General features: G+C 68.5%; 22 protein-coding genes and 3 tRNA genes. 22 read left to right on the top strand and 3 right to left on the bottom strand.

All coding sequences use genetic code 11. The annotated features are described in order from the left end of the window. Positions 1–79: 79 nt before the first annotated feature. The 12 genes from gspE to DMX10_RS01320 all read left to right on the top strand — a co-directional run bounded on the left by gspE (position 80) and on the right by DMX10_RS01320 (position 8,086). A complete protein-coding gene (gene gspE, locus DMX10_RS01375; protein WP_111259416.1) occupies positions 80–1,567 on the top strand; it encodes a type II secretion system ATPase GspE in 1,488 nt (495 codons plus the stop codon). Beyond that, complete coding sequence (gene xcpS / locus DMX10_RS01370; RefSeq protein ID WP_111259415.1) at positions 1,568–2,785, top strand: GspF family T2SS innner membrane protein variant XcpS; 1,218 nt, start codon at positions 1,568–1,570, stop codon at positions 2,783–2,785. Between the two features lie 49 nt (positions 2,786–2,834). After that, positions 2,835–3,221, top strand: coding sequence for a type II secretion system major pseudopilin GspG (gene gspG, locus DMX10_RS01365; RefSeq protein WP_021218561.1), 387 nt, complete (start codon positions 2,835–2,837; stop codon positions 3,219–3,221). Then, complete coding sequence (gene gspH, locus DMX10_RS01360) at positions 3,221–3,796, top strand: type II secretion system minor pseudopilin GspH (protein ID WP_111259414.1); 576 nt, start codon at positions 3,221–3,223, stop codon at positions 3,794–3,796. Before gspG ends, gspH begins: the two co-directional genes overlap by 1 nt. Beyond that, positions 3,793–4,182 (top strand): type II secretion system minor pseudopilin GspI, encoded by a 390-nt coding sequence (gspI, locus tag DMX10_RS01355; protein WP_111259413.1) that lies wholly within the window; start codon positions 3,793–3,795, stop codon positions 4,180–4,182. The genes gspH and gspI overlap by 4 nt, the downstream gene beginning before the upstream one ends. Beyond that, positions 4,179–4,871 (top strand): type II secretion system minor pseudopilin GspJ, encoded by a 693-nt coding sequence (gspJ, locus tag DMX10_RS01350; protein ID WP_111259412.1) that lies wholly within the window; start codon positions 4,179–4,181, stop codon positions 4,869–4,871. The genes gspI and gspJ overlap by 4 nt, the downstream gene beginning before the upstream one ends. Continuing rightward, on the top strand, positions 4,868–5,842 hold the full coding sequence (gene gspK / locus DMX10_RS01345; protein ID WP_111259411.1) for a type II secretion system minor pseudopilin GspK: 975 nt from the start codon (positions 4,868–4,870) through the stop codon (positions 5,840–5,842). Before gspJ ends, gspK begins: the two co-directional genes overlap by 4 nt. Beyond that, positions 5,839–6,981, top strand: coding sequence for a type II secretion system protein GspL (gene gspL / locus DMX10_RS01340; RefSeq protein ID WP_111259410.1), 1,143 nt, complete (start codon positions 5,839–5,841; stop codon positions 6,979–6,981). The genes gspK and gspL overlap by 4 nt, the downstream gene beginning before the upstream one ends. Beyond that, a complete protein-coding gene (locus DMX10_RS01335) occupies positions 6,978–7,502 on the top strand; it encodes a type II secretion system protein M (protein WP_111259409.1) in 525 nt (174 codons plus the stop codon). The genes gspL and DMX10_RS01335 overlap by 4 nt, the downstream gene beginning before the upstream one ends. 216 nt (positions 7,503–7,718) lie before the next feature. Further along, positions 7,719–7,794: transfer RNA gene (locus DMX10_RS01330), tRNA-Val, on the top strand. A 35-nt stretch (positions 7,795–7,829) separates the two neighbouring features. Then, a tRNA-Asp gene (locus DMX10_RS01325) sits at positions 7,830–7,906 on the top strand. A 103-nt stretch (positions 7,907–8,009) separates the two neighbouring features. After that, a tRNA-Asp gene (locus DMX10_RS01320) sits at positions 8,010–8,086 on the top strand. A 279-nt stretch (positions 8,087–8,365) separates the two neighbouring features. Here the strand turns inward: DMX10_RS01320 and DMX10_RS01315 are convergent. Both DMX10_RS01315 and DMX10_RS01310 read right to left on the bottom strand, forming a co-directional pair. After that, a complete protein-coding gene (locus DMX10_RS01315) occupies positions 8,366–9,403 on the bottom strand; it encodes an AraC family transcriptional regulator (RefSeq protein WP_111259408.1) in 1,038 nt (345 codons plus the stop codon). Next, positions 9,400–10,530 carry a carbon-nitrogen hydrolase family protein gene (locus tag DMX10_RS01310; RefSeq protein ID WP_111259407.1) on the bottom strand — a complete coding sequence of 377 codons (1,131 nt, stop codon included), beginning with the start codon at positions 10,528–10,530 and terminating at the stop codon, positions 9,400–9,402. The genes DMX10_RS01315 and DMX10_RS01310 overlap by 4 nt, the downstream gene beginning before the upstream one ends. A 203-nt stretch (positions 10,531–10,733) precedes the next feature. Between DMX10_RS01310 and DMX10_RS01305 the strand changes: the two genes are divergently transcribed. From DMX10_RS01305 to DMX10_RS01280, 5 genes are all read left to right on the top strand, one after another. Further along, positions 10,734–12,770, top strand: a complete 2,037-nt coding sequence (locus DMX10_RS01305; RefSeq protein WP_111259406.1) for an NADPH-dependent 2,4-dienoyl-CoA reductase — start codon at positions 10,734–10,736, stop codon at positions 12,768–12,770. Positions 12,771–12,981: 211 nt separating this feature from the next. Then, the gene (locus tag DMX10_RS01295; RefSeq protein WP_111259405.1) at positions 12,982–13,413 is read left to right on the top strand and encodes a nuclear transport factor 2 family protein; all 432 of its coding nucleotides are present in this window, start codon (positions 12,982–12,984) and stop codon (positions 13,411–13,413) included. Between the two features lie 212 nt (positions 13,414–13,625). Further along, complete coding sequence (locus tag DMX10_RS01290) at positions 13,626–14,996, top strand: chromosome partitioning protein ParA (RefSeq protein ID WP_111259404.1); 1,371 nt, start codon at positions 13,626–13,628, stop codon at positions 14,994–14,996. A 65-nt stretch (positions 14,997–15,061) separates the two neighbouring features. Continuing rightward, positions 15,062–16,033 (top strand): 1-aminocyclopropane-1-carboxylate deaminase/D-cysteine desulfhydrase, encoded by a 972-nt coding sequence (locus DMX10_RS01285; protein WP_111259403.1) that lies wholly within the window; start codon positions 15,062–15,064, stop codon positions 16,031–16,033. A 4-nt stretch (positions 16,034–16,037) separates the two neighbouring features. Next, positions 16,038–17,144 (top strand): cyclic nucleotide-binding domain-containing protein, encoded by a 1,107-nt coding sequence (locus tag DMX10_RS01280; RefSeq protein ID WP_111259402.1) that lies wholly within the window; start codon positions 16,038–16,040, stop codon positions 17,142–17,144. A gap of 183 nt (positions 17,145–17,327) precedes the next feature. Here DMX10_RS01280 and DMX10_RS01275 read toward each other — a convergent pair whose 3' ends face one another. Further along, on the bottom strand, positions 17,328–18,272 hold the full coding sequence (locus tag DMX10_RS01275) for a DUF1853 family protein (RefSeq protein ID WP_111259401.1): 945 nt from the start codon (positions 18,270–18,272) through the stop codon (positions 17,328–17,330). A 93-nt stretch (positions 18,273–18,365) separates the two neighbouring features. On the opposite strand from DMX10_RS01275, the gene DMX10_RS01270 reads away from it, so the two are divergent. The 5 genes from DMX10_RS01270 to DMX10_RS01250 are packed head-to-tail and all read left to right on the top strand — an operon-like array spanning position 18,366 to position 23,024. After that, positions 18,366–19,253: an NAD(+) kinase gene (locus DMX10_RS01270; RefSeq protein WP_111259400.1), complete on the top strand. Its 888-nt coding sequence runs from the start codon at positions 18,366–18,368 to the stop codon at positions 19,251–19,253. Then, on the top strand, positions 19,253–20,227 hold the full coding sequence (locus tag DMX10_RS01265) for a metallophosphoesterase (protein WP_111259399.1): 975 nt from the start codon (positions 19,253–19,255) through the stop codon (positions 20,225–20,227). Before DMX10_RS01270 ends, DMX10_RS01265 begins: the two co-directional genes overlap by 1 nt. A 42-nt stretch (positions 20,228–20,269) precedes the next feature. After that, complete coding sequence (locus DMX10_RS01260; protein WP_111259398.1) at positions 20,270–21,619, top strand: ATP-binding protein; 1,350 nt, start codon at positions 20,270–20,272, stop codon at positions 21,617–21,619. Next, positions 21,619–22,101 carry a hypothetical protein gene (locus DMX10_RS01255; RefSeq protein ID WP_111259397.1) on the top strand — a complete coding sequence of 161 codons (483 nt, stop codon included), beginning with the start codon at positions 21,619–21,621 and terminating at the stop codon, positions 22,099–22,101. Before DMX10_RS01260 ends, DMX10_RS01255 begins: the two co-directional genes overlap by 1 nt. Continuing rightward, on the top strand, positions 22,101–23,024 hold the full coding sequence (locus DMX10_RS01250) for a tetratricopeptide repeat protein (RefSeq protein WP_111259396.1): 924 nt from the start codon (positions 22,101–22,103) through the stop codon (positions 23,022–23,024). Before DMX10_RS01255 ends, DMX10_RS01250 begins: the two co-directional genes overlap by 1 nt. The last annotated feature ends 35 nt before the right edge of the window (positions 23,025–23,059 follow it).

The raw sequence follows: 23,059 nt of genomic DNA, 5'->3' as shown, positions 1-23,059 counted from the left end.
AAATGGCAGGGATTGCCGCACAACCGTCAGGCAGTGTTGTGATAATTGCCCCAGGTGATTTCATGAAGGCATTACACGGATGAACCCCTCTTCGATCGAGGCGCCGCTGCGGCGCCTGCCGTTCGGCTTCGCCAAGCGCCACGGCGTCTTCCTGCAGGATGGCGTCGAGCCCTGCCTGGCCCATCGCCAAGGTGCCGAGCTGGTCGCCCTGGCCGAGGCCCGGCGCTTCGTCGGTCGCTCGCTGCCGTTGCGCCCGCTGCCCGCCGAAACCTTCGACCAGGCCCTGGCCCAGGCCTACCAGCACGACTCCTCCGCCACCATGCAGCTCGCCGAAGACCTCGGCGGCAGCCTCGACCTGGCCGCGCTCGCCGAGCAGATGCCGGAGACCACCGACCTGATGGAGCAGGAGGACGACGCGCCGATCATCCGCCTGATCAACGCCATCCTCGGCGAGGCGATACGCGAGAACGCCTCGGACATCCACCTGGAGACCTTCGAGAAGCGCCTCGTGGTGAGGTTCCGTGTCGACGGCATCCTGCGCGAGGTGCTCGAACCCAAGCGTGAACTGGCGGCGCTGCTGGTGTCGCGGATCAAGGTCATGGCCAAGCTGGACATCGCCGAGAAGCGCGTCCCGCAGGACGGCCGCATCTCCCTGCGCGTGGCCGGGCGCGAGGTGGACATCCGCGTCTCCACGCTGCCCTCGGCCAACGGCGAGCGCGTGGTGCTGCGCCTGCTGGACAAGCAGGCCGGGCGCCTCACCCTGCAGCACCTGGGCATGAGCGCGCGTGATCGCGAACTGATGGAGGCCACGGTGCGCAAGCCCCACGGCATCCTGCTGGTCACCGGGCCCACCGGCTCGGGCAAGACCACCACGCTGTACGCCAGCCTGGTGACCCTCAACGACCGCACGCGCAACATCCTCACGGTCGAGGACCCGATCGAGTATCACCTCGAAGGCATCGGCCAGACCCAGGTCAACGCCAAGGTCGACATGACCTTCGCCCGTGGCCTGCGCGCCATCCTGCGCCAGGACCCGGACGTGGTGATGGTCGGCGAGATCCGTGACCACGAGACCGCCGAGATCGCCGTGCAGGCCTCGCTCACCGGCCACCTGGTGCTCTCCACCCTGCACACCAACAGCGCCATCGGCGCCATCACCCGCCTGGTGGACATGGGCGTCGAGCCCTTCCTGCTGTCGTCCTCCCTGCTCGGCGTGCTCGCCCAGCGCCTGGTGCGCGTGCTCTGCAATCACTGCAAGGCGCCCTACAGCGCCGACGCCGCCGAATGCGCGCTGCTGGGCATCGACCCGGCGCAGCCGCCGACCCTCTACCACGCCCGTGGCTGCGCCGAATGCCACCAGCAGGGCTATCGCGGGCGTACCGGCATCTACGAACTGGTGGTCTTCGACGACCACATGCGCACCCTCATCCACAACGCCGCTGCAGAGCAGGAGATGACCCGCCATGCACGCCGCTTCGGTCCCAGCATCCGTGACGACGGCAAGCGCAAGGTGCTCGAAGGCGTGACCACGGTGGAAGAAGTGCTGCGCGTGACCCAGGAAGAATAAATGGCCGCCTTCGAATACCTCGCCCTGGATGCCCGTGGGCGCCCGCAAAAGGGTGTGCTCGAGGCCGACAGTGCCCGCCAGGTGCGCCAGCTGTTGCGGGAGAAGCAGCTGGCCCCCCTGGAGGTGAAGGCCACCCGCACCCGCGAGCAGGCCGCCAGTGGCGGTCGCTTCGGTTTCACCCGTGGCCTGTCCGCCCGCGACCTGGCGCTGGTGACCCGGCAACTGGCGACCCTGGTTCAGGCCGCGCTGCCCATCGAGGAAGCGCTGCGCGCCGCTGCCGCCCAGTCCACCTCGCCGCGCATCCAGTCGATGCTGCTGGCGGTTCGCGCACGCGTGCTGGAGGGCCACAGCCTGGCCGGCAGCCTGCGCGAATTCCCCGCCGCGTTCCCCGAGCTGTACCGCGCCACGGTCGCGGCCGGTGAGCACGCCGGCCACCTCGGCCCGGTGCTGGAGCAACTGGCCGACTACACCGAGCAACGCCAGCAGTCGCGGCAGAAGATCCAGCTGGCGCTGCTCTACCCGGTGATCCTGATGTGCGCTTCGCTGGGCATCGTCTCCTTCCTCCTGGGCTACGTGGTCCCGGACGTGGTGCGCGTGTTCATCGATTCCGGGCAGACCCTGCCGCTGCTGACCCGGGGCCTCATCGCCCTCAGCGACCTGGTCAAGCACTGGGGCTGGCTGGTGGCGCTGGTGCTCATCGCGGCATTCGTCGGCGCGCGCCTGGCGCTGCGCGAGGAGGCGGTGCGTGCCCGCTGGCATGGCCTGGTATTGCGCATTCCGCTGGTGGGCGGGCTGGTGCGCGCCACCGACACCGCGCGCTTCGCCTCCACCCTGGCGATCCTCACCCAGAGCGGCGTGCCGCTGGTGGAGGCGCTGGGCATCGGTGCCGAGGTCATCGCCAACCGGGTGATCCGCGCCGATGTGGTGCTGGCGGCGCAGAAGGTCCGCGAAGGCGGCAGCCTGACCCGCGCGCTGGAAGCCAGCGGCCAGTTTCCGCCGATGATGCTGCACATGATCGCCAGCGGCGAACGCTCGGGCGAGCTGGACCAGATGCTGGCGCGTACCGCGCGCAACCAGGAAAGCGACCTCGGCGCGCAGATCGCGTTGCTGGTCGGGCTGTTCGAGCCCTTCATGCTGGTGTTCATGGGCGCGGTGGTGCTGGTCATCGTCCTCGCCATCCTCCTGCCGATCCTTTCTCTCAACCAACTCGTGGGGTAATCGCGTGAAACTGCGCCGCAAACAGTCGGGCTTTACGCTCATTGAAATCATGGTGGTGGTGGTCATCCTCGGCATCCTCGCCGCCCTGGTGGTGCCCCAGGTGATGAACCGCCCGGACCAGGCCAAGGTCACCGTCGCCAAGGGCGACATCAAGGCCATCGGCGCCGCGCTGGACATGTACAAGCTCGACAACTTCGCCTACCCCAGCACCCAGCAGGGCCTGGAGGCGCTGGTGAAGAAGCCCAGCGGCAACCCGCAGCCGAAGAACTGGAACAAGGACGGCTACCTCAAGCGCCTGCCGGTCGATGCCTGGGGCAACCCCTACCAGTACCTGGCACCCGGCACCAAGGGGCCCTACGACCTGTACTCCTTCGGCGCCGACGGCAAGGAAGGCGGCACCGATGCCGACGCCGATATCGGTAACTGGGAAAACTGATGCACCCACGGCCGCGCTGCCCAGGCTGCCCGCCCGCCACGGGGCAGGGCGGCTTCACCCTGATCGAGTTGCTGGTGGTCCTGGTGATCATCGGCTGCCTGGTCGGGCTGGCGGTGCTCAGCACCGGCGTGGCCGGCCCCTCCCGTGAACTGAACAACGAAGCCGAGCGCCTGGCCGGGCTGATCGGCGTGCTGGTGGACGAAGCCGTGCTCGACAACCGCGAGTACGGCCTGCGCCTGGAGGGCGACGGCTACCGCGTGCTGCGCTTCGACGAGGCGAAGGCGCGCTGGCAGGAAGTGGGGGATGAAACCCACAAGCTGCCGGCCTGGGCCGAGCTGAAGTTCGAACTCGAAGGCGCCGCGCTGGCGTTGCCCGGGCCGGTGGCGGACGAGGAGGAGAAACCCAAGGACCAGCCCCGGACGCCGCAGTTGCTGATCCTCTCCAGCGGCGAGCTCAGCCCGTTCCGCCTGGAACTGGGCGAGCGGCGCAAGGACGGCCTGCGCCTGCAGATGAGCAGCGACGGCTTCCGCCTGCCCAGGGTCGAGGCGATGCCGGGCAAGGGGAGGGCGGGATGAGCACCCAGCGCGGCTTCACCCTGCTCGAAGTGCTGGTGGCCCTGGCCATCTTCGCCGTGGTCGCCGCGTCCGTGCTGGCCACCAGCGCGCGCAGCCTGCAGAACGCCGCGCGGCTGGAGGACAAGACCCTGGCGATGTGGATCGCCGACAACCGCCTCACCGAGATGCAGCTGGCCGCCACGCCGCCGGGGGACGGGCGCGACCAGGGCGAGCTGGATTTCGCCGGGCGCCGCTGGGAGTGGCAGAGCCAGGTGGAGGCGACCTCAGACCCGGCCCTGCGCCGCGCCACGCTCTGGGTGGCCCAGCGCAACGACCGGGGCCCCCGGGGCAAGCTGGAGGAGCGTGCCGCCGCGCGCCTGGTCGGCTTCATCGAGACCCGCCAATGAAGCGCTCCGCCGGTTTCACCCTGCTGGAACTGCTGATCGCCATCGCCATCTTCGCGCTGCTGGCACTGGGCACCTACCGCATGCTCGACAGCGTGCTCGCCAGCGACCGGGCCACCCGCGCCCAGGAACAGCAGCTGCGGGAGCTGGTGCGTGCAATGGCGGCCATCGAGCGTGACCTGCAGCAGGTGAATCCACGCCCCGTGCGCGATGCCTACGGTGAGTGGCGCGGGGCGCTGGTGGGCGAGAGCGGCGACAACGATGCCATCGAACTGAGCCGTGGCGGTTGGCGCAATCCGCTTGGCGCCCCGCGTTCTCGGCTGCAGCGGGTGCGTTGGCAACTGTCCGGGGAGAAGCTCGAGCGCCGCTACTGGACGGTGCTCGACCAGGCCCAGGACAGCCAGCCGCAGGTGCAGCAGGCGCTGGACGGCGTGACCCGCCTCAAGCTGCGCTACCTCGACAAGTCCGATAACTGGGTGGAGGTCTGGCCGGCCGACGGCGAGACCGGCGACAAGAGCCTGGAGAAGCTGCCCCGGGCCATCGAGCTGACCCTCGAACACCGCCGCTACGGCGAGTTGCGCCGCGTGCTGCGCCTGGTGGACGAGCCGCCGGAGCGGCAGCCCCAGGTCCCCGACAACGGCGGTGGCGATGACGGCGGCGACGTACCGCCCGACGACGGTGGTGCGCCATGACGCGGCAGCGTGGCATGGCCATGATCACGGTGCTGCTGGTGGTGGCGGTGGTGACCGTCGTCTGTGCCGGCATGATCGCGCGGCAACAGCTGGCGATCCGTTCCAGCGCCAACCAGTTGCACGCGCGCCAGGCCCTGCACTATGCGCTGGGCGGCGAAGCGCTTGCCCGTGGCATGCTGCAGCGCGACCTGCGTGCCGGCGACCCGCGCACCCCGGTGGACCACCTCGGCGAAGCCTGGGCACGACCGCTGAACAATTTCCCGCTGGATGACGGCGGCGAGCTGCTGGTGCGCATCGAGGACGCCACCTCGCGCTTCAACCTCAACGCCCTGGTGCGCCAGGGGCGGGTCAACGAGCAGTCGTTGCAGCAGTTCCGTCGCCTCCTGCTGCGCCTGCAGATCGAGGGGCCCTATGCGGAGCGCCTGGTGGACTGGCTCGACAAGGACCAGGAGCCCACCGGGGCCAATGGCGCCGAAGACAACGAATACCTGCTGAGCCAGCCGCCCTACCGGGCAGCCAACCGTGCCATGGTCGACGTCTCCGAGCTGCGCCTGCTGGCGGGCATGACCGAGGCGGACTATCGTCGCCTGCTGCCCTACGTCAGTGCGCTGCCGGACGACGCCACGCTCAACGTCAACACCGCTGGCGCGATGGTGCTTTCCAGCCTGGCCGACAGCCTCACGCCCAGCGTGGGGGAGGCGCTGGTGGCGGCCCGGGGCAAGGCCGGCTTCCAGACCCTGGACGCCTTCCTCGGGCAGTCGGCACTGGCCGGCATGGGGTTGCAGGCGCAGGGCCTGGCGGTGGGCAGCGAATATTTCCGGGTGACCAGCGAAGTGCATCTGGGCGGACGACGCCAGGTACTGGTCAGCACCCTGCAGCGCAGCAATGACGGCCGCGTGCGGGTGCTTTCCCGCGACATGGGGCAGGGCGGATTGCCGCCGGCCCTTCTCAAGGAAAAGGACGAAGAATGAAGCAGGCAAGTATTTTCCTGCCGGCGGCGGCGGTCACGCGCGTCGAAGGCGAGCTGGAGGTCTGGCTGGTGCAGGGGGGTGACGCCCGGCAACTGCCATTCGCGGCGGCGGTGACGGCGCTCTCCGGTGACTGGCGCCTGGTATTGCCGGTGGAGGCGGTGACTGCCTGCGCCGCGCGCCTGCCCACGCAGAAGGCGCGCTGGCTGCGCCAGGCGCTGCCTTTCGCGGTGGAGGAGTTGCTGGCCGAAGACGTCGACAGCCTGCACCTGGCCCTTGGCGGCAGCCTGCCGGATGGCCTGCACCGCATCTTCGCCGTGCGCCGCACCTGGCTGAGCGCCTGGGTCGACCTGGCAGCGGAGCTGGGCTCGGTACCCACCAGCCTGCAGGTGGACGCCGACCTGCTGCCCGATGAAGGCACCCAGCTGTGCTGGCTGGATGGCCGCTGGCTGCTGGGTGGCGAGCAGAGCGCGCGTATCGCCCTGCTGGACGAGGACTGGCCGCACCTGCGCGATGCCTGCGTGCTGCCGCTGCAGGGGCATGCGCCCCAGGCACGGCAGGTGCTCGACGGCATCGAGCACTGGCAGGAGCACGCGCAGCCGCACCTCTGGCTCGCCGGACGTTCGGGCAGCGAACTGGCCCAGGCGGAGTTCGAGGTGCGCCAGGAACATCGCCACCAACGCTTCCTGCGGCCGCTGCTGGGGCTGGTCGGACTCTGGGTGGTGCTGCAATGGGGGTTCTACCTGGCCCAGGGCTGGCATTTGCGGCACGAGGGCGATCGCTATGCAGCGGCCAACGAGGCGCTGTACCGCGAGCTGTTTCCCCAGGACAGCAAGCTGGTCAACCTGCGTGCGCAGTTCGACCAGCACCTGGCAGCCAGCTCGGTGTCGGGACAGGGCCGCTTGCTCGGCATGCTCGACCAGGCAGCCGAGGCGCTGCTGGCGGAGGGGGCCCAGGTGCGCGTGCAGCAACTGGATTTCAGCGACACCCGGGGTGACCTGGCGATGCAGGTGCAGGCCCCTGGCTTCGACGCCCTGGAGCGTTTGCGCGAGCGGCTGATCGCCGCCGGGCTGGCCGTGCAGCTGGGCTCGGCCAGCCGCGAAGGCAATGCGGTGAGCGCACGACTGGTGATCGGAGGATGAGCATGGCCATGGTTTTCAAGGACAGGGTGCAGGCGCAATGGCAGGCATCGGCGCTGGCCGGGCGCTGGAAGGCGCTGCCACCCCGTGATCGCCTGGCGCTGATGTCGCTGGGCGGCTTCCTGTTGCTGGTGTTGCTCTACCTGGCGCTTTGGCGCCCGGCTCAGCAGGGTGTTGTCAGTGCCCGCGAGTATTTCGAGCAGCAGCGTGCGCTGCATGCCTATATGCAGCAGCAGGCACCGCGAGCCCGCTCCATCCAGGAAACGCCGCAGGCCAGCGTCGAACCGGAGCGCCTGCAGGGGCTGGTCACCGCCAGTGCCGCCGAGCAGGGGCTGTCGGTCGAACGCATGGACAGCGACGCACCGGGGCAGGTGCAGGTCAGCCTGCAGCCCACCAGCTTCGCTCGTCTGTTGCGCTGGTTCGCCGGCCTCCAAGCCCAGGGCGTGCGCATCGAGGAGGCCGGCCTCGACCGCGCGGATGAAGGACAGGTGACGGCGCGTCTGACCTTGCGCGTCGGTGGCTGAATGCACCTTCCTGTGGCCGGAGGCACCGTCGTGCACCGGCCTGGTGATCGCCGGTGGTGATCGGTGATCGCTGCGACGGCACCGTTTTCCCCTGGGCGGACGCTGCCATCGAAGGGGCTGTCGGAGGCGTGCAAAAAACGATTCCGAGAAAAAACTTCAAGCAGGGTGTTGACTTAGGTGGGGCCTCTGCGTAAATTGCGCGCCTCGCAAGGCGATGGGTGATTAGCTCAGCCGGGAGAGCATCTGCCTTACAAGCAGAGGGTCGGCGGTTCGATCCCGTCATCACCCACCATCCCTTGTGAATTCGGACGAAAGTCCGGCCGACGCGCAGCGGTAGTTCAGTCGGTTAGAATACCGGCCTGTCACGCCGGGGGTCGCGGGTTCGAGTCCCGTCCGCTGCGCCATATTTCCCATGCCAGGTTCTGCCGGGCATGAGGTGACGAGAAGCTCGAAACTCTCATCGCCAGACGAAGCAAAGGTTCCACCGGACGAAAGTCCAACCGACGCGCAGCGGTAGTTCAGTCGGTTAGAATACCGGCCTGTCACGCCGGGGGTCGCGGGTTCGAGTCCCGTCCGCTGCGCCATATAAAGGAAAGCCCTCAGGTAGAAATACCTGGGGGCTTTTTCTTTGTCTCGAAAAAATGCAACTCGCAGGGTTCGGCACCGATCGACTTCGCGGGGCATTGTCCTGGGTTAATTTTTCGGTCACCCGCACTCGTTACCCTTTTGGCACGGTCCTTGTTTCATTCAGGGAGCGACAGAACGGGAGAGTGATGATGGATGAGTATCAGGAAGAAATTCTCGACTTCCACGCCAGCGAGCAGGACGGGGTGGAGCCGGCGGACGACGCCACCGAGATGTGATCAGCCCGCCTGGCGCTGGGCGCGGCGGAACTCACCGGGGGTGCTGCCGCTCCAGCGCTTGAATGCGCGCTGGAAGGCTTCGGCCGAAGCGAAGCCCAGCAGGTAGGCGATTTCCCCGAAGGCCAGTTCGGTGTCGCGGATATAGGCCATGGCCAGGTCCCGCCGGGTGTCGTTGAGGATGCTGCGGAACTGCGTGCCTTCCTCCGCCAGCTTGCGTCGCAGGGTCCAGGTCGGCAGTTGCAGGCGCGCGGCCACCTCCTCCAGGTCCGGCTCGCGGCCGTGCAGCAGGGGCCCCAGCAACTGGGTGATGCGTTCGCGCAGGCTGCGGGTGCGGGTGCGTTGCTCCAGTTCCTGCTCGCACAGCTCCAGCAACTGTCGCCAGGTGCTGGGGCAGTGCTCGCGTCCGCGCAGGGCGAGGGTCGGCTGGGACAGGCGCAACTGGTTGGCGCCGGCAGCGAACTCCACGGGGCAGCCGAACAGTTCCGAGTAGCGCTCGGCGTAGTCGGGGGCGGGAAACTCGATCTCCACCCTCTCCACCGCCAGCGGTTCGCCCACCAGCATGCCGAACTGGCAGGCCCAGCTGGCCAGCACCGAATCCACCACGAAGCGGTTGTAGGCGTTGTACGGGCTGATGGAATAAAAGCGCAACCAGGCACCGTCGGTGTCCTCGTGGAAGCTCGACTGGCCCCGGTAGTTGTGGGCGTACAGCGGCTCGAAGCGGATCAGCGTGCGAGCCGCCTCGCGCACGTTGGGCGCCTGCATCGCGGTGACGCCGGTGAGGCCGACCTGGCTCAGCCGGCTGATGCGCCCCATGCGCAGGCCCAGCGCCGGGTCGCCGATCAGTTGCATCGCGGCGTGGCCCAGGCGCATGTAGCGGGGGATCGACAGACGCCCGCGCGGTTCGGCCAGGCGGGCGGCGTCCAGCCCGTACTGGGCGAGCAGGGGGGCCGGATCCCGGCCGGCGTCGCGCACCGCCTCGGCGAGGTTCTGCACGAAGCCCACCGAGAGGTCGCCCAGGCGTACCCGTGTCGGTTTCATAGCCAGATGTTCAGCAGCTTCGCGCCGCGACCGGCCTCGGCGATGTGGATGCCGTTGGCATCGGCGGCGAGGCCGGGGCCGTCGCTGCCCAGGTCCCACAACTGGCCGCGGAGGAAGACCGTCATGCCGGCGCGGGCGCCGCTGCCCGGCAGGCGCCCGGCCTGGGCCAGGCGCTGCCAGGCTTCGCCTTCGCTGAGTGCGCCGGCCTGCAGGCTCACGTCATCGGGCGTCGGCGCGCCTTTTTCGCCGTTCCAGGGCTTGCTCCAGCTGCCGTTGCCGGTGAGGAAGGCCGGCACTGCCAGCAACTCGAGGCCCTGTTCGTGCAGCGCCGCGTAGCCTTCGGGGGACCAGCTGTCGGCGCAGATCAGCACGCCCAGCCGCCCGGCCGGGGTGTCGACCACCTGGAGCTGGTCGATTCCTGCGGCGGCGGTGAAGCCCTGTTCGTCACGGATCGGGAAGAGCTTGCGCTGGGGCTGGCCGACGGGCCTGCCGTGGCGGTCGAACACCAGGCTAACGTTGTACAGCGGCCCGCTCTCGGCCAGCAGTCTGCCCCCTTCGACGCGCGGCGCTGGGAGCAGGATGGAGCCCGCCACCAGGGTGATGCCGAACTCCCGGGCGAGGCCGCCGAACAGGGCCTGGTAGTCGCCGGCCATGCGCGTCGCCTTCATGCGCAATAGGGCATCGACCAGGCGTTGCTCGCCTTCGGCCGCGACGAGCGCGCGGGCGAGCCTCATCGGGTTGGCGGCGGCCAGCCAGAGCATGGCGTCATCCAGGGTGTGGGCGCTGTAGACCTGGTCCTTCTCGCCGGCGGCCACCAGCCAGGTGCCGATGTGCTCGGGCAGCACGACGACGGTGCGCTCGTTGAGCAGGCCTTCGTCCCGGGCCTTCTCCAGGTAGGCCGCAAGCTTCAGGCGCAGGCGCTCCACGCTCTGGTAGTCGGCGGCGAAGAGTTCGGGCTGGATGCCCAGCAGGTTGCCGCGCCCGCCGGGCTGGCCGAGGTTGAGGGCCACCTCGCTGCGCAGGTCGGAGAGGTAATGGCCGACGGGGCGCTTGTCGGTCCAGATCGCGTAGCTGGCCAGCACGCCGGCGAACAGGGCGGAGGCCAGGACAATCAGCAGTTTGCGCATGGGATTGGGTGTCGATGGATGTGCCGGTCAGGGTAGGGGAGCGCGTTGTGCTTGCCAAGTCGCGCTGTGCGTTTGGATCAATAACTTGTCACTTTCGATCATTGAGCGCGCCCGGCTGGCTGACTATCGTCTGCCCCATAAACCGACCGTGGCCCACGACGCTGCGGCATCCCGTGAATGCAACGCCCGCTGTGGAGACATCCATGACCGCTTCCGCCTACCCGAACCTGCTCGCGCCCCTGGACCTGGGCTTCACCACCCTGCGCAACCGCACCCTGATGGGCTCCATGCACACCGGCCTGGAAGAGAAGCCCAATGGCTTCGAGCGCATGGCCGCCTATTTCGCCGAGCGTGCCCGTGGCGGCGTCGGCCTGATGGTGACCGGCGGCATCGGCCCGAACGACGAGGGCGGCGTGTACTCCGGCGCCGCCAAGCTGACCACCGTGGAAGAGGCCGAGAAGCACCGCATCGTCACCCAGGCGGTGCACGAGGCGGGCGGCAAGATCTGCATGCAGATCCTCCATGCCGGGCGTTATGCCTACAGCCCCAAATCCGTCGCACCGTCCGCCATCCAGGCGCCGATCAACCCGTTCAAGCCGCGCGAACTGGACGAGGAAGGCATCGAGAAGCAGATCCAGGACTTCGTGAACTGCTCCGTGCTGGCGCAGAAGGCCGAATACGACGGCGTCGAGATCATGGGTTCCGAGGGTTACTTCATCAACCAGTTCCTCGCCGCCCACACCAACCAGCGCACCGACCGCTGGGGTGGCAGCTACGAGAACCGCATGCGCCTGCCGGTGGAGATCGTCCGCCGCGTGCGCGAGGCCGTGGGCCCGAACTTCATCATCATCTACCGCCTGTCGATGCTCGACCTGGTGGAAGGCGGCAGCACCTGGGACGAGATCGTCCTCCTGGCCAAGGCCATCGAGGCGGCCGGCGCCACCCTCATCAACACCGGCATCGGCTGGCACGAGGCGCGCATCCCCACCATCGCCACCAAGGTGCCGCGCGCGGCCTTCACCAAGGTCACCGCCAAGCTCAAGGGCGAGGTGTCGATCCCGCTGATCACCACCAACCGCATCAACACCCCGGAAGTGGCCGAGCAGGTGCTGGCCGAAGGCGACGCCGACATGGTCTCCATGGCCCGTCCCTTCCTCGCCGACCCGGACTTCGTCAACAAGGCCGCCGAAGGCCGCAGCGACGAGATCAACACCTGCATCGGCTGCAACCAGGCCTGCCTGGACCACACCTTCGGCGGCAAGCTGACCAGCTGCCTGGTCAACCCGCGTGCCTGCCACGAGACCGAGCTGAACTACATCCCCACCACCCAGGTGAAGAAGATCGCCGTGGTCGGCGCAGGCCCTGCAGGCCTCGCGGCTGCTACCGTCGCCGCCGAGCGTGGCCACCAGGTGACCCTGTTCGATGCCGCCGCCGAGATCGGTGGCCAGTTCAACGTCGCCAAGCGCGTGCCGGGCAAGGAAGAGTTCTACGAGACCCTGCGCTACTTCAAGCGCAAGCTGGAGACCACCGGCGTCGACGTTCGCCTGAACACCCGCGTCGGCGTCGACGACCTGGCCCAGGGTGGCTACGACGAGATCCTCCTCGCCACCGGCATCGCCCCGCGCACCCCGGAGATCCCCGGTGTCGACAACCCCAAGGTGATCAGCTACCTGGACGCCATCCTGCAGCGCAAGCCGGTCGGCCAGAAGGTCGCGGTGATCGGTGCCGGCGGCATCGGTTTCGACGTGTCCGAATTCATCACCCACGAAGGCGAGGCCACCAGCCAGAACCGCGATGCGTTCTGGAAGGAGTGGGGCATCGACGGTGATCTCGAGGCCCGTGGCGGCATCGCCGGGATCAAGGCCCAGCCGCACCCGGCGGCGCGCGAGGTGTTCCTGCTGCAGCGCAAGAAGACCAAGGTCGGCGACGGCCTGGGCAAGACCACCGGCTGGATCCACCGCACCGGCCTGAAGAACAAGAACGTGCAGATGCTCAACTCGGTCGAGTACCTGAAGATCGACGACGCCGGCCTGCACATCCGCATCGCCGAGGGCGAGCCGCAGGTGCTTCCGGTGGACACCGTGGTCATCTGCGCCGGCCAGGACCCGCTGCGCGAGCTGCACGACGGCCTGGTCGCCGCCGGCCAGACGGTGCACCTGATCGGCGGTGCCGACGTGGCCGCCGAGCTGGACGCCAAGCGCGCGATCAACCAGGGCTCGCGCCTCGCCGCCGAACTCTGATGAAAAGACGCCCCGCCTCGTGCGGGGCGTTCTCTTTAAGGGCATCTCTGAAAAACGTAGGCGAGGTCGTCAGCGCAAGGCAAAAACAGGCGAAAAAGCGCAGTTTACGCACGGTAAATGAGCATTTTGAGCGTGTTTTTAACGCAGCGATGACAACGCAGGTAGTTTTTTGAGGTGCCCTTTATAGGCTGATAAAAACAAGGAATAGCCGATGTCCCTCGACGCCCGATTGACCCCTGCCGTGGCTGCCAGCCTGCAGCGCTGGCACCACTTGATCGCCAGCCAGGACCTGAGCCAGCTGCCCGAGCTGCTGCACCCCGAAGCAGTGTTCCGCTCGCCCATGGCGCACACGCCCTACCCGGGCGCGCAGGCGGTCAACCTGATCCTCAACACCGTGATCCAGGTGTTCAAGGACTTCGCCTACCACCGCGAACTGGCCAGCGCCGACGGCCTGAGCGTGGTGCTGGAATTCAGCGCACGGGTCGGTGAACGCGAACTGAAGGGGATCGACATGATCCGCTTCGACGAAGCGGGCCGGATCGTCGATTTCGAGGTCATGATCCGCCCGATGAGCGGCCTTGCCGCCCTCGGCGAGGAGATGGGGCGTCGCCTGGCGCCCTACCTGGCGACGATGAAAAGCTGAAAGTCTCCAACCCCATCACATTTTCACTGTGCACCCGGTCCGCTACCTGATGGGGGCGGGTCGAGTGCCAACCCAGTCACATTGCCCGTTGCACTTTTTCCCCTAGACTCCGTGAATCAGGATGTACGCCTGTCTCCCAGGCGTAGCTCCACCGACAGGAATGTCACCCGTCCCGCCCCAGGGACTCACCGCGTTGGCCTAGAGGGAAACCGATGAGCATGCAGAACAAGCCGCAGATGGTTGAAGCCGTGCTGTTCTTCAATGAGCGTGGCATCTGCAAGGAAATGCTCTTCCCCGAGTTCGAAGCGATGCTCGATGGCGTGGTGAACATGCCCGAGTTCGCCGACGAGCAGATGCGCCTGGCGTATGTGCTGATCAACCCCCGCCTGCTGGTGCGTTCGCTGGTCTTCTTCTATCTGGATTTCGACGAGAAGGGCCAGGCCGACACCGGCTGGAACATGCCCCTGCGCCACCTGGCCGAGCGCGCCGGTCGCGGTCCCGACCTGGGCGCCGGGCCGATCCGCCTGGCCTGCCGCAGCCAGTGCCCGGTCTCCTGGCACCAGATGCACATGTGGGACCCGAACCTGGCCCCGGGCAACAACGACCTCGCCCTGGTCCGCGACACCGTCAAGCGCAATGGCCTGGGCCTGATGGTCGAGGACGACCTGCCCCAGGCGGTCGAGCCGGAGCGGCTGCAGATGGCTCCGGAAGACAAGTGGTACGCACCGCCGGATGCCAGCGCCGAAGTGGCCGAGCAACTGGCGCAGAAGCTGGAGCAGGAACACCGCCTGAAGACCGCGCAGCTGATCAAGCAGCAACGCCTGCGCATCGCCAGCCTCGGCCAGCAGAACGAAGAGGCCCTGGCCAAGTACCGCCTGGCTGCCGAAGAGCAGATCCGAGGCCTGCAAGGCCAGATCCAGGCGTTGCAGCAGAACGTGCGCCAGCAGGAAGAACTCAACGCCGATCTCAAGCGCCAGCTGCTCACCCAGACCGAAGGCTTCCAGAAGTCCCGCGAGGAGATGAGCCAGCAGCTGCGTGCGCTGGAGCGCCACGGTCGCACCGAGGTGGACATCCTGCGCTCGCAGTTCGAAAGCGAGATGCAGGCCAAGATCGCCGCCGCGGTGATGGACTACAAGGAGCAGATCGCCATCCGTGATGTCGAGCTGGCCTACCGCAACGAGCTCGATGCCCAATTGCAGCAGGAGATCGACCGTCTCAAGCAGGAGCGTGAGCAACTGGTCAACCAGGGCGGCGACCAGATCCTCGAGCGCCTGGCCCGACTCGGCGTGGTTTTCGTCGTCTATCACCCGGGCGCCGGGCACCTCACCATCCCGCTGCAGGACGTCGCCCGCTACCAGGACAACCCGTTGGCCTATGCGGCCTCCAAGTGCTTCGTCTCCGAGGCCCAGTACCGCCAGTGGCTGGCCCACTACCAGCAGCCCACCTGCGAAGCGGCGCTGCCCAGCGGCGAGCGCTGCTCGATGCCCATCGACCGGGTGGACTCGCCCAGCCGCTTCGTCGCCGGTGATTCCAACTGCTGCGCCCGGCACAAGGCCAGCAGCCGCCTGCGTACCGTCAGCTGAGATCGCAGCGGCATCGCCGCTGCCGTATCCTGCCGCCCTTCGTCGCCCGGTTGCCGGAACCCGCCTTGCCCCTTCGATTGCCCGACTGGACACCCAGCGCCAGCCTCGACCCCGTCCATCTCGATTGGCTCGACCGCGCGTCGGTGAGCCTCGCCCTGTTGCGCCTGGAGCGCATCGACCCGCTGGTGAGCGGCAACAAGTGGTTCAAGCTGGCGCCTCACCTGGCGCGTGCCGCGGCCCTTGGGGCGGAAGGCGTGATCAGCCTCGGCGGCGCCCATTCCAACCACCTGCACGCCCTGGCGGCGGCGGGGTGTCGCTTCGGTTTCCCCTGTGTCGGTCTGCTGCGCGGCGAGCCCGTGGAGACGCCGACGGTGAGTGACCTGCGCGAGCTGGGCATGGCGTTGCACTGGCTCGGCTACGGCGGCTACCGCGCCCGCCACCTGCCGGGCTTCTGGGAGCCCTGGGCCGCGCGCTATCCGGGCTTCCTCCAGGTGCCGGAGGGCGGTGGTGGCCTTGTCGGCGCCCAGGGCTGCGCCCCGCTGGTGGCGATGATCCAGGAACAGCTCCCTCGCCTTGGCTGGGACGACTACGACGCGCTCTGGCTGGCGGCCGGTACCGGCACCACCCTGGCCGGGCTGGTGCTGGGAGAGGGCGGCCGTCATCCGGTGTTCGGCGCCCTGGCGGTGTCTCCCGACCATGGTGTCGCCCAGCAGGTGAGTGCAGTGCTGGCCGAAGCCGGCGCCGAGGATGCCGGCTATCGGTTGCTGGATGCCAGCCGAGGCGGCTTCGCCCGTGTCGATGCGGCGCTGGCGCAGGAGTTGTTCGACTTCGAGGCCCGCACGGGAATCGAACTCGACCCGCTCTATACCGCCAAGGCGTTAATAGCGTTGCGCCAGCACGTGGAGGCCGGTTACCTTGCCGCCGGCAGTCGCGTGATCATGCTGCACACCGGGGGCTTGCAAGGCCGCCGAGCCATGTTGCCGCGCCTGCAGCGACTGGCTGGCTACACTGCCACTTCAGCTGAAGCCTCAAGGTGATGGGATGACCGAACCGCTCAATCCGGACCAACTGCGCAGCCTGACGCCGCTCAATGCTCTGTCCGAGCAGCAGTGGCGTGAATTGCGCAGCCAGCTGGTACCGCAGCCGCTGCTTGCCGGCCAGGCGCTGTTCCGCCGTGGCGACCAGGCGCGGCTGACCTACTACCTGCTGGCCGGTGAGCTGCAACTGCGCGACGCCGACGGTGCGGAGCAGCGCCTGATGGCCGGCAGCGAAGCCAGCTGTCACCCGCTGTCACCCAGCCTGCCGCGCCTGCAGGAGGCCCTGGCACTGACTGAAGTCAGCGTGCTGGCCATCGACAGCGCCACCCTGGCGCGGCTCATCACCTGGCGTTCCGCCTATCAGGACCTGCTCCTGCAACTGGACCCGGACGGCGACCAGGAGTGGCTGGAACACCTGCTGGAAAACCCGCTCTTCGCCAAGGTGCCGCCGGCCAACGTGCAGGAGATGGTGAAGCGCCTGCAACGCGTCGAGCTGCCCGCTGGCAGCGAGGTGCTGCGCGAAGGCGAGGCGGGGGACTGCTGCTATTTCCTGCAGTCCGGCCGCGCCGAGGTGATCCGCGGCGCCGGCAGCGATCACCAGGTGCTCGCCGAACTCGAAGTGGGGGCCTGTTTCGGCGAGGAGGCGCTGCTGTCCGATCGTCCGCGCAACGCCACCGTCACCCTGCTCGAGGATGGCGTCGTGCTGCGCCTGGACCGCCAGGACTTCTTCGCCCTGCTCAAGGCCCCGGTGGTGGATGAGGTCTCCCTCGGCGAGGCCTCGCGCCTGCTGGCCGCCGGCGCCCAGTGGCTGGATGTCCGCCTGCAGGACGAATACGAACGCGCCCACGCCCCCGAAGCGCTGAACATGCCGCTGCACCTGCTGCGCCTGAAGGCGCGCCTGCTCGACCGCGAGAAGGCCTACCTGTGCTACTGCGACAGCGGCAAGCGCAGCGCCAGCGCGGTGTTCCTCCTCTCCCAGCTGGGCTTCAAGGCCTATGCCCTGCGCGACGGCCTGGATGCACTGCCCGCCATACAGCGTGACGCACTGCTTTGCGAGGACGGCGCCGGCTACCTGGCCCGCTCCGGCGGGCGGGTCGAGCGCAGCCGCTAGCGCCACGCCCCATCGCGAATGAATTCGCGCCGGCAGGGGGCATTCGTAGGACGGGTGAAACCCGCGGGTTCCGAGCCGAGAGCCGTCGGGTTGCACCCGACCTACAGGCGCTGGCGTCAAAGGGGGGCATAACTCCGCTTCAGGCTTCAGGCTTCAAGCTTCAGTCTTTCCAGCTTCCAGCTCTCAGCCCCCCACCGTCTGCGGCCAGCGATCGCTGACCAGGAACACCCGCTCGCGCTCCTCCCAGCATTCCCCGTCCCTTTCCAGCCTCACCAGCATCCGCGCGGGGGCGTCGAGGGGCAGTGCCTGCAGCCAGTGCTCCAGGCGCTCGCGGGGCCACAGGTCGTCCCGTACGCAGCGCGACGGGGCGAGCCATGAATGGCGTTCCAGGGGTTGCCAGGCGGCAGCGGGCGCCAGGGCGAGGAAATCCGCGATCTCGCTGCGCCGCAGCCAGCGTCCGCGCAGGTGCTCGCCATTGGCGCCCAGGGGCGCGGTGCAGTCGCCCGGCCAGGGGTAGAAGAGGTAGCCGCCCAGCCAGAGTTCGGCGCTGGCCGGCCAGGCACCCAGCGCTTCCAGCAGCGGGCGGCATTCCGGGTTGGAGGAGAGCGGCAACTGGTGTTGGGCGAGGTGTTCCAGCTTGAGGTCGAGGCGGTCCAGGCTGCCCGGGCCGAGCCATTGCGAGGCGTCCTCGCCCTGGCCGTGGCGCGGGCCGAGGTAGAGCTTGATGGCGAGTTCCAGGTGATGCACGCCCTCGTCGTCGTGGAGCAGCAGGTCCAGCTCGCCGAGGGTCTGCCCGGCCACCCGCACCGGCAGGTTGGCGCCCAGCAGGCGGATGCCCGGTGCGCGCTCCAGGGCGAACTGCCAGAGGCGCTCGTAATAGAGGCCGAGTCGCCTGCTGGAGCCCTGGCTCAGCCAGTGCTCCAGTTCGGCGGGGGCAGCGTCCTGCTGCTCCAGCCAGGCCGCCAGGCGCGCCGGCTCGGCGGCCCATCCGCTGGCGCTGAGCGGGTGGCGCTGGCGCCAGGGGGCATGGGCCAGCAACGGCTGGGACAGCAGCACCCAGGCCAGGTCGCGCACGGCGTTATGGCGCAGATGGCGGGGCAGGGCGGCGAGGGCGGCGAAGGGATGCATGCTGCGAGCATAGTCGAGCCTGGTTTGCCGCTGTCACGGGCTTTCGCCCATAATCCGGGCATTCCTCCCGTTGCAGAGCCCTGCTGGAGCCCCATGGAGCAATTCCGCAATATCGGCATCATCGGTCGCCTGGGCAGCCCCCACGTGCTCGACACCATTCGCCGCCTGAAACGATTCCTGCTGGACCGCCACCTGCATGTGATCCTCGAAGACACCATCGCCGAAGTCCTGCCGGGCCACGGCCTGCAGACGTCTTCGCGGAAGATCCTCGGCGAGGTCTGCGACCTGGTCATCGTGGTCGGCGGTGACGGCAGCATGCTCGGTGCCGCCCGCGCGCTGGCGCGCCACAACGTGCCGGTGCTGGGCATCAACCGGGGCAGCCTGGGTTTTCTCACCGACATCAAGCCGGACGAGCTGGAAACCAAGGTCGCCGAGGTGCTCGACGGCCAGTACCTGGTGGAGAGCCGTTTCCTGCTGGAGGCCGAAGTGCGCCGCCACGGCGAGGCCATCGGCCAGGGCGACGCGCTCAACGACGTGGTGCTGCACCCCGGCAAGTCGACCAAGATGATCGAGTTCGAGCTGCACATCGACGGCCAGTTCGTCTGCAGCCAGAAGGCTGACGGCCTGATCGTCGCCACGCCCACCGGCTCCACGGCCTATGCGCTGTCCGCCGGCGGCCCGATCATGCACCCCAAGCTGGACGCCATCGGCGTGGTGCCGATGTACCCGCACACCCTGTCCAGCCGGCCGATCGTTGTCGACAGCAACAGCGAGCTGAAGATAGTGGTGTCCCCTGACATGCAGATCTACCCGCTGGTTTCCTGTGATGGCCAGAACCACTTCACCTGTGCCCCCGGCGACACCATCACGGTGGCGAAGAAGCCGCAGAAGCTGCGCCTGATCCATCCGCTGGACCACAACTACTACGAGGTCTGCCGCACCAAGCTGGGCTGGGGCAGCCGCCTGGGTGGTGGCGACTGATGAAACTCGACGCCGTGCGCGGCTACGACCTGATCGGCGACGTCCATGGCTGCGCGCGCACCCTGGAGCGCCTGCTCGATCGCCTCGGTTACCGCAAGCACGGCGATGTCTGGCAGCACCCCCGGCGCATGGCGCTGTTCCTCGGCGACATCATCGACCGGGGCCCGCGCATCCGCGAGGCGCTGCACCTGGTCCACGCCATGGTCGAGGCCGGCCAGGCGCGTTGCATCATGGGCAACCACGAGTTCAACGCCATCGGCTGGAACACCCCGGCGCCGCCCGGCAGCGGGCGCCAGTTCGTCCATGAGCACACGCCGCGCCATGCGCGCCTGCTCAAGGAGACCCTGGAGCAGTTCGAGGGCCATCCGGGCGACTGGCACGACTTCCTCGGCTGGTTCCAAGAGTTGCCGCTGTTCATCGACGGCGGTCACTTCCGCATGGTCCATGCCTGCTGGGACAGCGAGCTGATCGAGCCGCTGCGTGCCCAGCATCCTGACGGGCGGGTCGACGAGGCGTTCATCCAGGCCGCCGCCGAGCGTGGCAGCTTCGCCTTCCGCGTATTCAACCGCCTGCTGCGCGGCACCGACATGCCGCTGCCCAGCGGCATGACCCTGACCGGCAGCGACGGCTTCACCCGCTCGGTGTTCCGCACCAAGTTCTGGGAGGAAGACCCGCAGACCTACGGCGACGTGGTCTTCCAGCCCGATGCGCTGCCCGAGCAGGTGGCCCGGCAACCCTTGTCGGCAGCGCAGAAGTCCGCGCTGCTGAGCTATGGCGCCGACGAGCCGCTGCTGTTCGTCGGCCACTACTGGCGGCGGGGCCGCCCGGCACCGATCCGCCCCAATCTCGCCTGCCTCGACTACAGCGCGGTGATGTACGGCAAGCTGGTGGCCTACCGGCTGGACGCCGAAACCCGGCTGGACCCGGACAAATTCGTCTGGGTCGAGGTGGAGCGCCCGGAAACGCCGCACTGAGCGGCGTCCGTCCCGAATCCTCAAATGGAGTCCTCGCGCACTATGGATGACGCGACACTGGTTCAACTGGAGGCGGCGCTGTCGGCGTCTCCCGACAACGATGCCCTGCTGGCGCTGCTGCTGCCGGCCTGGATCGAGCGCAACGAGTGCGCCCGCGGCCTGCCCTTCCTGCCCGAAGGGCTCGCCACGCGGCTCGACGCCTCGGCATTGCGCCAACAGGCCGCGCGCCTGTGCCTGGGCGCCGGCGAGGCCGAGCGGGCGCTGGCGCTGCTGGGGGGCGATGAGCCGGCCGAGCGCCTGCTTCGCGCCCGCGCCCTGGCCGACCTGGAGCGCCGCGAGGAGGGCCTGCGCGAGTACCGCGCCGCTGTCGAGGCCAGCCCGGCGCTGGAGGACGTCGCCCTGCAGCGCCGCCTCAGCGCTTCGGTGGTGGACTTCCGCGGCGGCGAGGGGCGCCCGCGCCTGCGGGTCATCTCCAACGACGACACCGACAAGGCCGAGACCACGCGCCTGCTGACGCCGAACGCCGAGACCCTGACCTTCGACGATGTCGGCGGCCTCGACGAGCTGAAGAAGACCATCCACAAGAAAATCATCCTGCCGTACCAGAAGCCGGGGCTGTTCCAGCGCTTCCGCAAGCGTGTCGGCGGCGGCATCCTGCTCTACGGCCCGCCGGGCTGCGGCAAGACCATGCTGGCCCGCGCCACGGCGGGGGAGTGCAAGGCCACCTTCCTCAATGTCGCCATCTCCGATGTGCTGGACATGTACATCGGCGAGTCCGAGCGCAAGCTCCACGCCCTGTTCGAAGAGGCCCGGGCCAAGGCGCCGGCGGTGCTGTTCTTCGATGAGGTGGAGGCCCTGGGCGGGCGCCGTACCAACACCCGCGAAGCCACCTCGTCCAAGCTGGTGAGCCAGTTCCTCACCGAGATGGACGGCTTCGCCCAGTCCAACCACGGCGTGCTGATCCTTGCCGCCACCAACGTGCCCTGGTCGGTGGACGCCGCCTTCCGCCGTCCCGGCCGCTTCGACCGGGTGCTCTTCGTGCCGCCGCCGGACCGCCCCGCGCGTGCCAGCCTGCTGCGCATGCTGATGGCCGACCGGCCCAGCGAAGGGGAGATCGACTACGAGTTCCTCGCCCGCAGCACCTCGGGCTTCTCCGGCGCCGACCTGCGCGAGCTGGTGGAGACGGCGGTGGACGAGGCCATCGAGGAATCCATCGCCGAAGGCCGCGAGCAGCCGGTGACCGACCGCCACCTCAAGGCGGCCCTCAAGGAGGTGCGCGCCACCACCCTGGAATGGCTGACCACCGCGCGCAACTACGCGCGCTACTCCAACGAGGGCGGCCAGTACGACGAAGTGCTGGCCTTCCTCGACAAGCACGGCAAGGGGCGCTGATGGACAACCGCAACCTCTATAGGCTGGACGACGAACCCCGGCCCGGCGCCCTGGCGCGCCTGGCGGTGGAGCCGCTGTGGCCATTGCTCGGCCTGATGCTGGGCGGTGCCTGGCTGGGCCTGCCCTGGTTCGTGCTCAACGGCGTGGCGGTGGGCAGCCCGACGCGGGTGCGCGAGGCCGTGCTGGCCGCCATCGGCCTCCTGGGCAGCCTGGGCCTGGCCTTCGGCCTGCTCTACCTGTGGCAGGCCGGCATCCTCGACAAGAACGGCCTGCAGTACGCGATGCTGGTGCTGGTGGTGTGGAAGCTGGCCATCGGTTACGCGCTGTTCGTCATGCAGGCCTCCACCATCGAGCTCTACCAGTACTACGGCGGCGTGCTCAGCCGCTTCGGCCTGCCGGTGGTGCTGCTGGGCGCCTTCTTCCTGCGCTCTCTGGTGCTCAACCTGCTGCCCTTCACCCTCTGGTTCCTGGTGCTCAGCTGATGAACGAAACCAACCTGTTGCACCTGGCCTACCAGCGCCTGCAGAGCGGCCATGTCGAGGGCGCGATCAACAGCCTGCGGCAACTGCTCAGCGACGACCCGGAACACGCCGAGGCCCACGCGCTGCTGGCTCTGTGCCTGCTGATGATGCGCCGCGCCTTCGCCGCCGAGCGCGAGGCCGGGCTGGCCCTGGCCGCCGACCCGCAACTGGAGTTCGCCCATTACGTCGCGGCCCGCGTGGCCATGGCGCGGCGGCGCTTCAAGCTGGCCGAGAAGCACCTGGACCAGGTGCTGGAGCTCAATCCCCAGGAAGCCGGCTATCACCTGGCCCGCGCCGAGCTCGCCGACCTGATGGGCCGTCGCGGTCAGCAACTGCCCAGCCTGCAGCGGGCCCTGGAGCTGGCGCCGGACAACCCCGACTGCCTGGCCGCACTGGCCCACTACCATCGCCTGCGTGGCGAGGTGGAGCCGGCGGAGCGCTATGCCCGCGAGGCGCTGCAACTGCGCGCCGACCACCCCGGCGCCATCGTCACCATGGGCCACCTGCTGCTGCGCCGGGGCGACCTGCAGGGCGCGCGCGACCACGCGATATGGGCCCTGCGCGAGAATGCCAACGACGTTTCCGCGCTCTACCTGATGTCTGCCATCAAGGCGCGCGGCAACCCCTTCATGGGGCTCTGGTGGCGCTACAACTCGTGGATGTCCGAACTGGGGCCGACCCGCTCGATCATCGTGCTGCTGGGCATGTTCGTGCTCTACCGCGTGGCGGTGATCGCCAGCAACCAGCACGGCCACGAGACGCTGGCCCAGGCCATCGAATGGGCCTGGCTGGGCTTCGTGGTGTATAGCTTCGCCGGCCCGCAGATCTTCCGCCGCTCCCTGGAGAAGGAACTGGAGCAAGTGAAGCTTTCCCGCGATTTCTAGGTTGCCGGCCCCCCAGCAGGCATCGGCGCCCTGAC

It is taken from the genome of Pseudomonas sp. 57B-090624, from assembly GCF_003234055.1.
Taxonomy (GTDB): Bacteria; Pseudomonadota; Gammaproteobacteria; order Pseudomonadales; family Pseudomonadaceae; genus Metapseudomonas; species Metapseudomonas tohonis.
The sequence above is the reverse complement of the archived record's forward strand: the minus strand, read 5'-3'. Positions and strand labels throughout refer to the sequence as shown.

Bases quoted from the DNA above. Each gene is read 5' to 3' on its own strand.
- gspE (WP_111259416.1), top strand. From the start codon at position 80: ATGAACCCCTCTTCGATCGAGGCGCCGCTGCGGCGCCTGCCGTTCGGC.
- xcpS (WP_111259415.1), top strand. From the start codon at position 1,568: ATGGCCGCCTTCGAATACCTCGCCCTGGATGCCCGTGGGCGCCCGCAA.
- gspG (WP_021218561.1), top strand. From the start codon at position 2,835: ATGGTGGTGGTGGTCATCCTCGGCATCCTCGCCGCCCTGGTGGTGCCC.
- gspH (WP_111259414.1), top strand. From the start codon at position 3,221: ATGCACCCACGGCCGCGCTGCCCAGGCTGCCCGCCCGCCACGGGGCAG.
- gspI (WP_111259413.1), top strand. From the start codon at position 3,793: ATGAGCACCCAGCGCGGCTTCACCCTGCTCGAAGTGCTGGTGGCCCTG.
- gspJ (WP_111259412.1), top strand. From the start codon at position 4,179: ATGAAGCGCTCCGCCGGTTTCACCCTGCTGGAACTGCTGATCGCCATC.
- gspK (WP_111259411.1), top strand. From the start codon at position 4,868: ATGACGCGGCAGCGTGGCATGGCCATGATCACGGTGCTGCTGGTGGTG.
- gspL (WP_111259410.1), top strand. From the start codon at position 5,839: ATGAAGCAGGCAAGTATTTTCCTGCCGGCGGCGGCGGTCACGCGCGTC.
- DMX10_RS01335 (WP_111259409.1), top strand. From the start codon at position 6,978: ATGAGCATGGCCATGGTTTTCAAGGACAGGGTGCAGGCGCAATGGCAG.
- DMX10_RS01315 (WP_111259408.1), bottom strand. From the start codon at position 9,403: ATGAAACCGACACGGGTACGCCTGGGCGACCTCTCGGTGGGCTTCGTG.
- DMX10_RS01310 (WP_111259407.1), bottom strand. From the start codon at position 10,530: ATGCGCAAACTGCTGATTGTCCTGGCCTCCGCCCTGTTCGCCGGCGTG.
- DMX10_RS01305 (WP_111259406.1), top strand. From the start codon at position 10,734: ATGACCGCTTCCGCCTACCCGAACCTGCTCGCGCCCCTGGACCTGGGC.
- DMX10_RS01295 (WP_111259405.1), top strand. From the start codon at position 12,982: ATGTCCCTCGACGCCCGATTGACCCCTGCCGTGGCTGCCAGCCTGCAG.
- DMX10_RS01290 (WP_111259404.1), top strand. From the start codon at position 13,626: ATGAGCATGCAGAACAAGCCGCAGATGGTTGAAGCCGTGCTGTTCTTC.
- DMX10_RS01280 (WP_111259402.1), top strand. From the start codon at position 16,038: ATGACCGAACCGCTCAATCCGGACCAACTGCGCAGCCTGACGCCGCTC.
- DMX10_RS01275 (WP_111259401.1), bottom strand. From the start codon at position 18,272: ATGCATCCCTTCGCCGCCCTCGCCGCCCTGCCCCGCCATCTGCGCCAT.
- DMX10_RS01270 (WP_111259400.1), top strand. From the start codon at position 18,366: ATGGAGCAATTCCGCAATATCGGCATCATCGGTCGCCTGGGCAGCCCC.
- DMX10_RS01265 (WP_111259399.1), top strand. From the start codon at position 19,253: ATGAAACTCGACGCCGTGCGCGGCTACGACCTGATCGGCGACGTCCAT.
- DMX10_RS01260 (WP_111259398.1), top strand. From the start codon at position 20,270: ATGGATGACGCGACACTGGTTCAACTGGAGGCGGCGCTGTCGGCGTCT.
- DMX10_RS01255 (WP_111259397.1), top strand. From the start codon at position 21,619: ATGGACAACCGCAACCTCTATAGGCTGGACGACGAACCCCGGCCCGGC.
- DMX10_RS01250 (WP_111259396.1), top strand. From the start codon at position 22,101: ATGAACGAAACCAACCTGTTGCACCTGGCCTACCAGCGCCTGCAGAGC.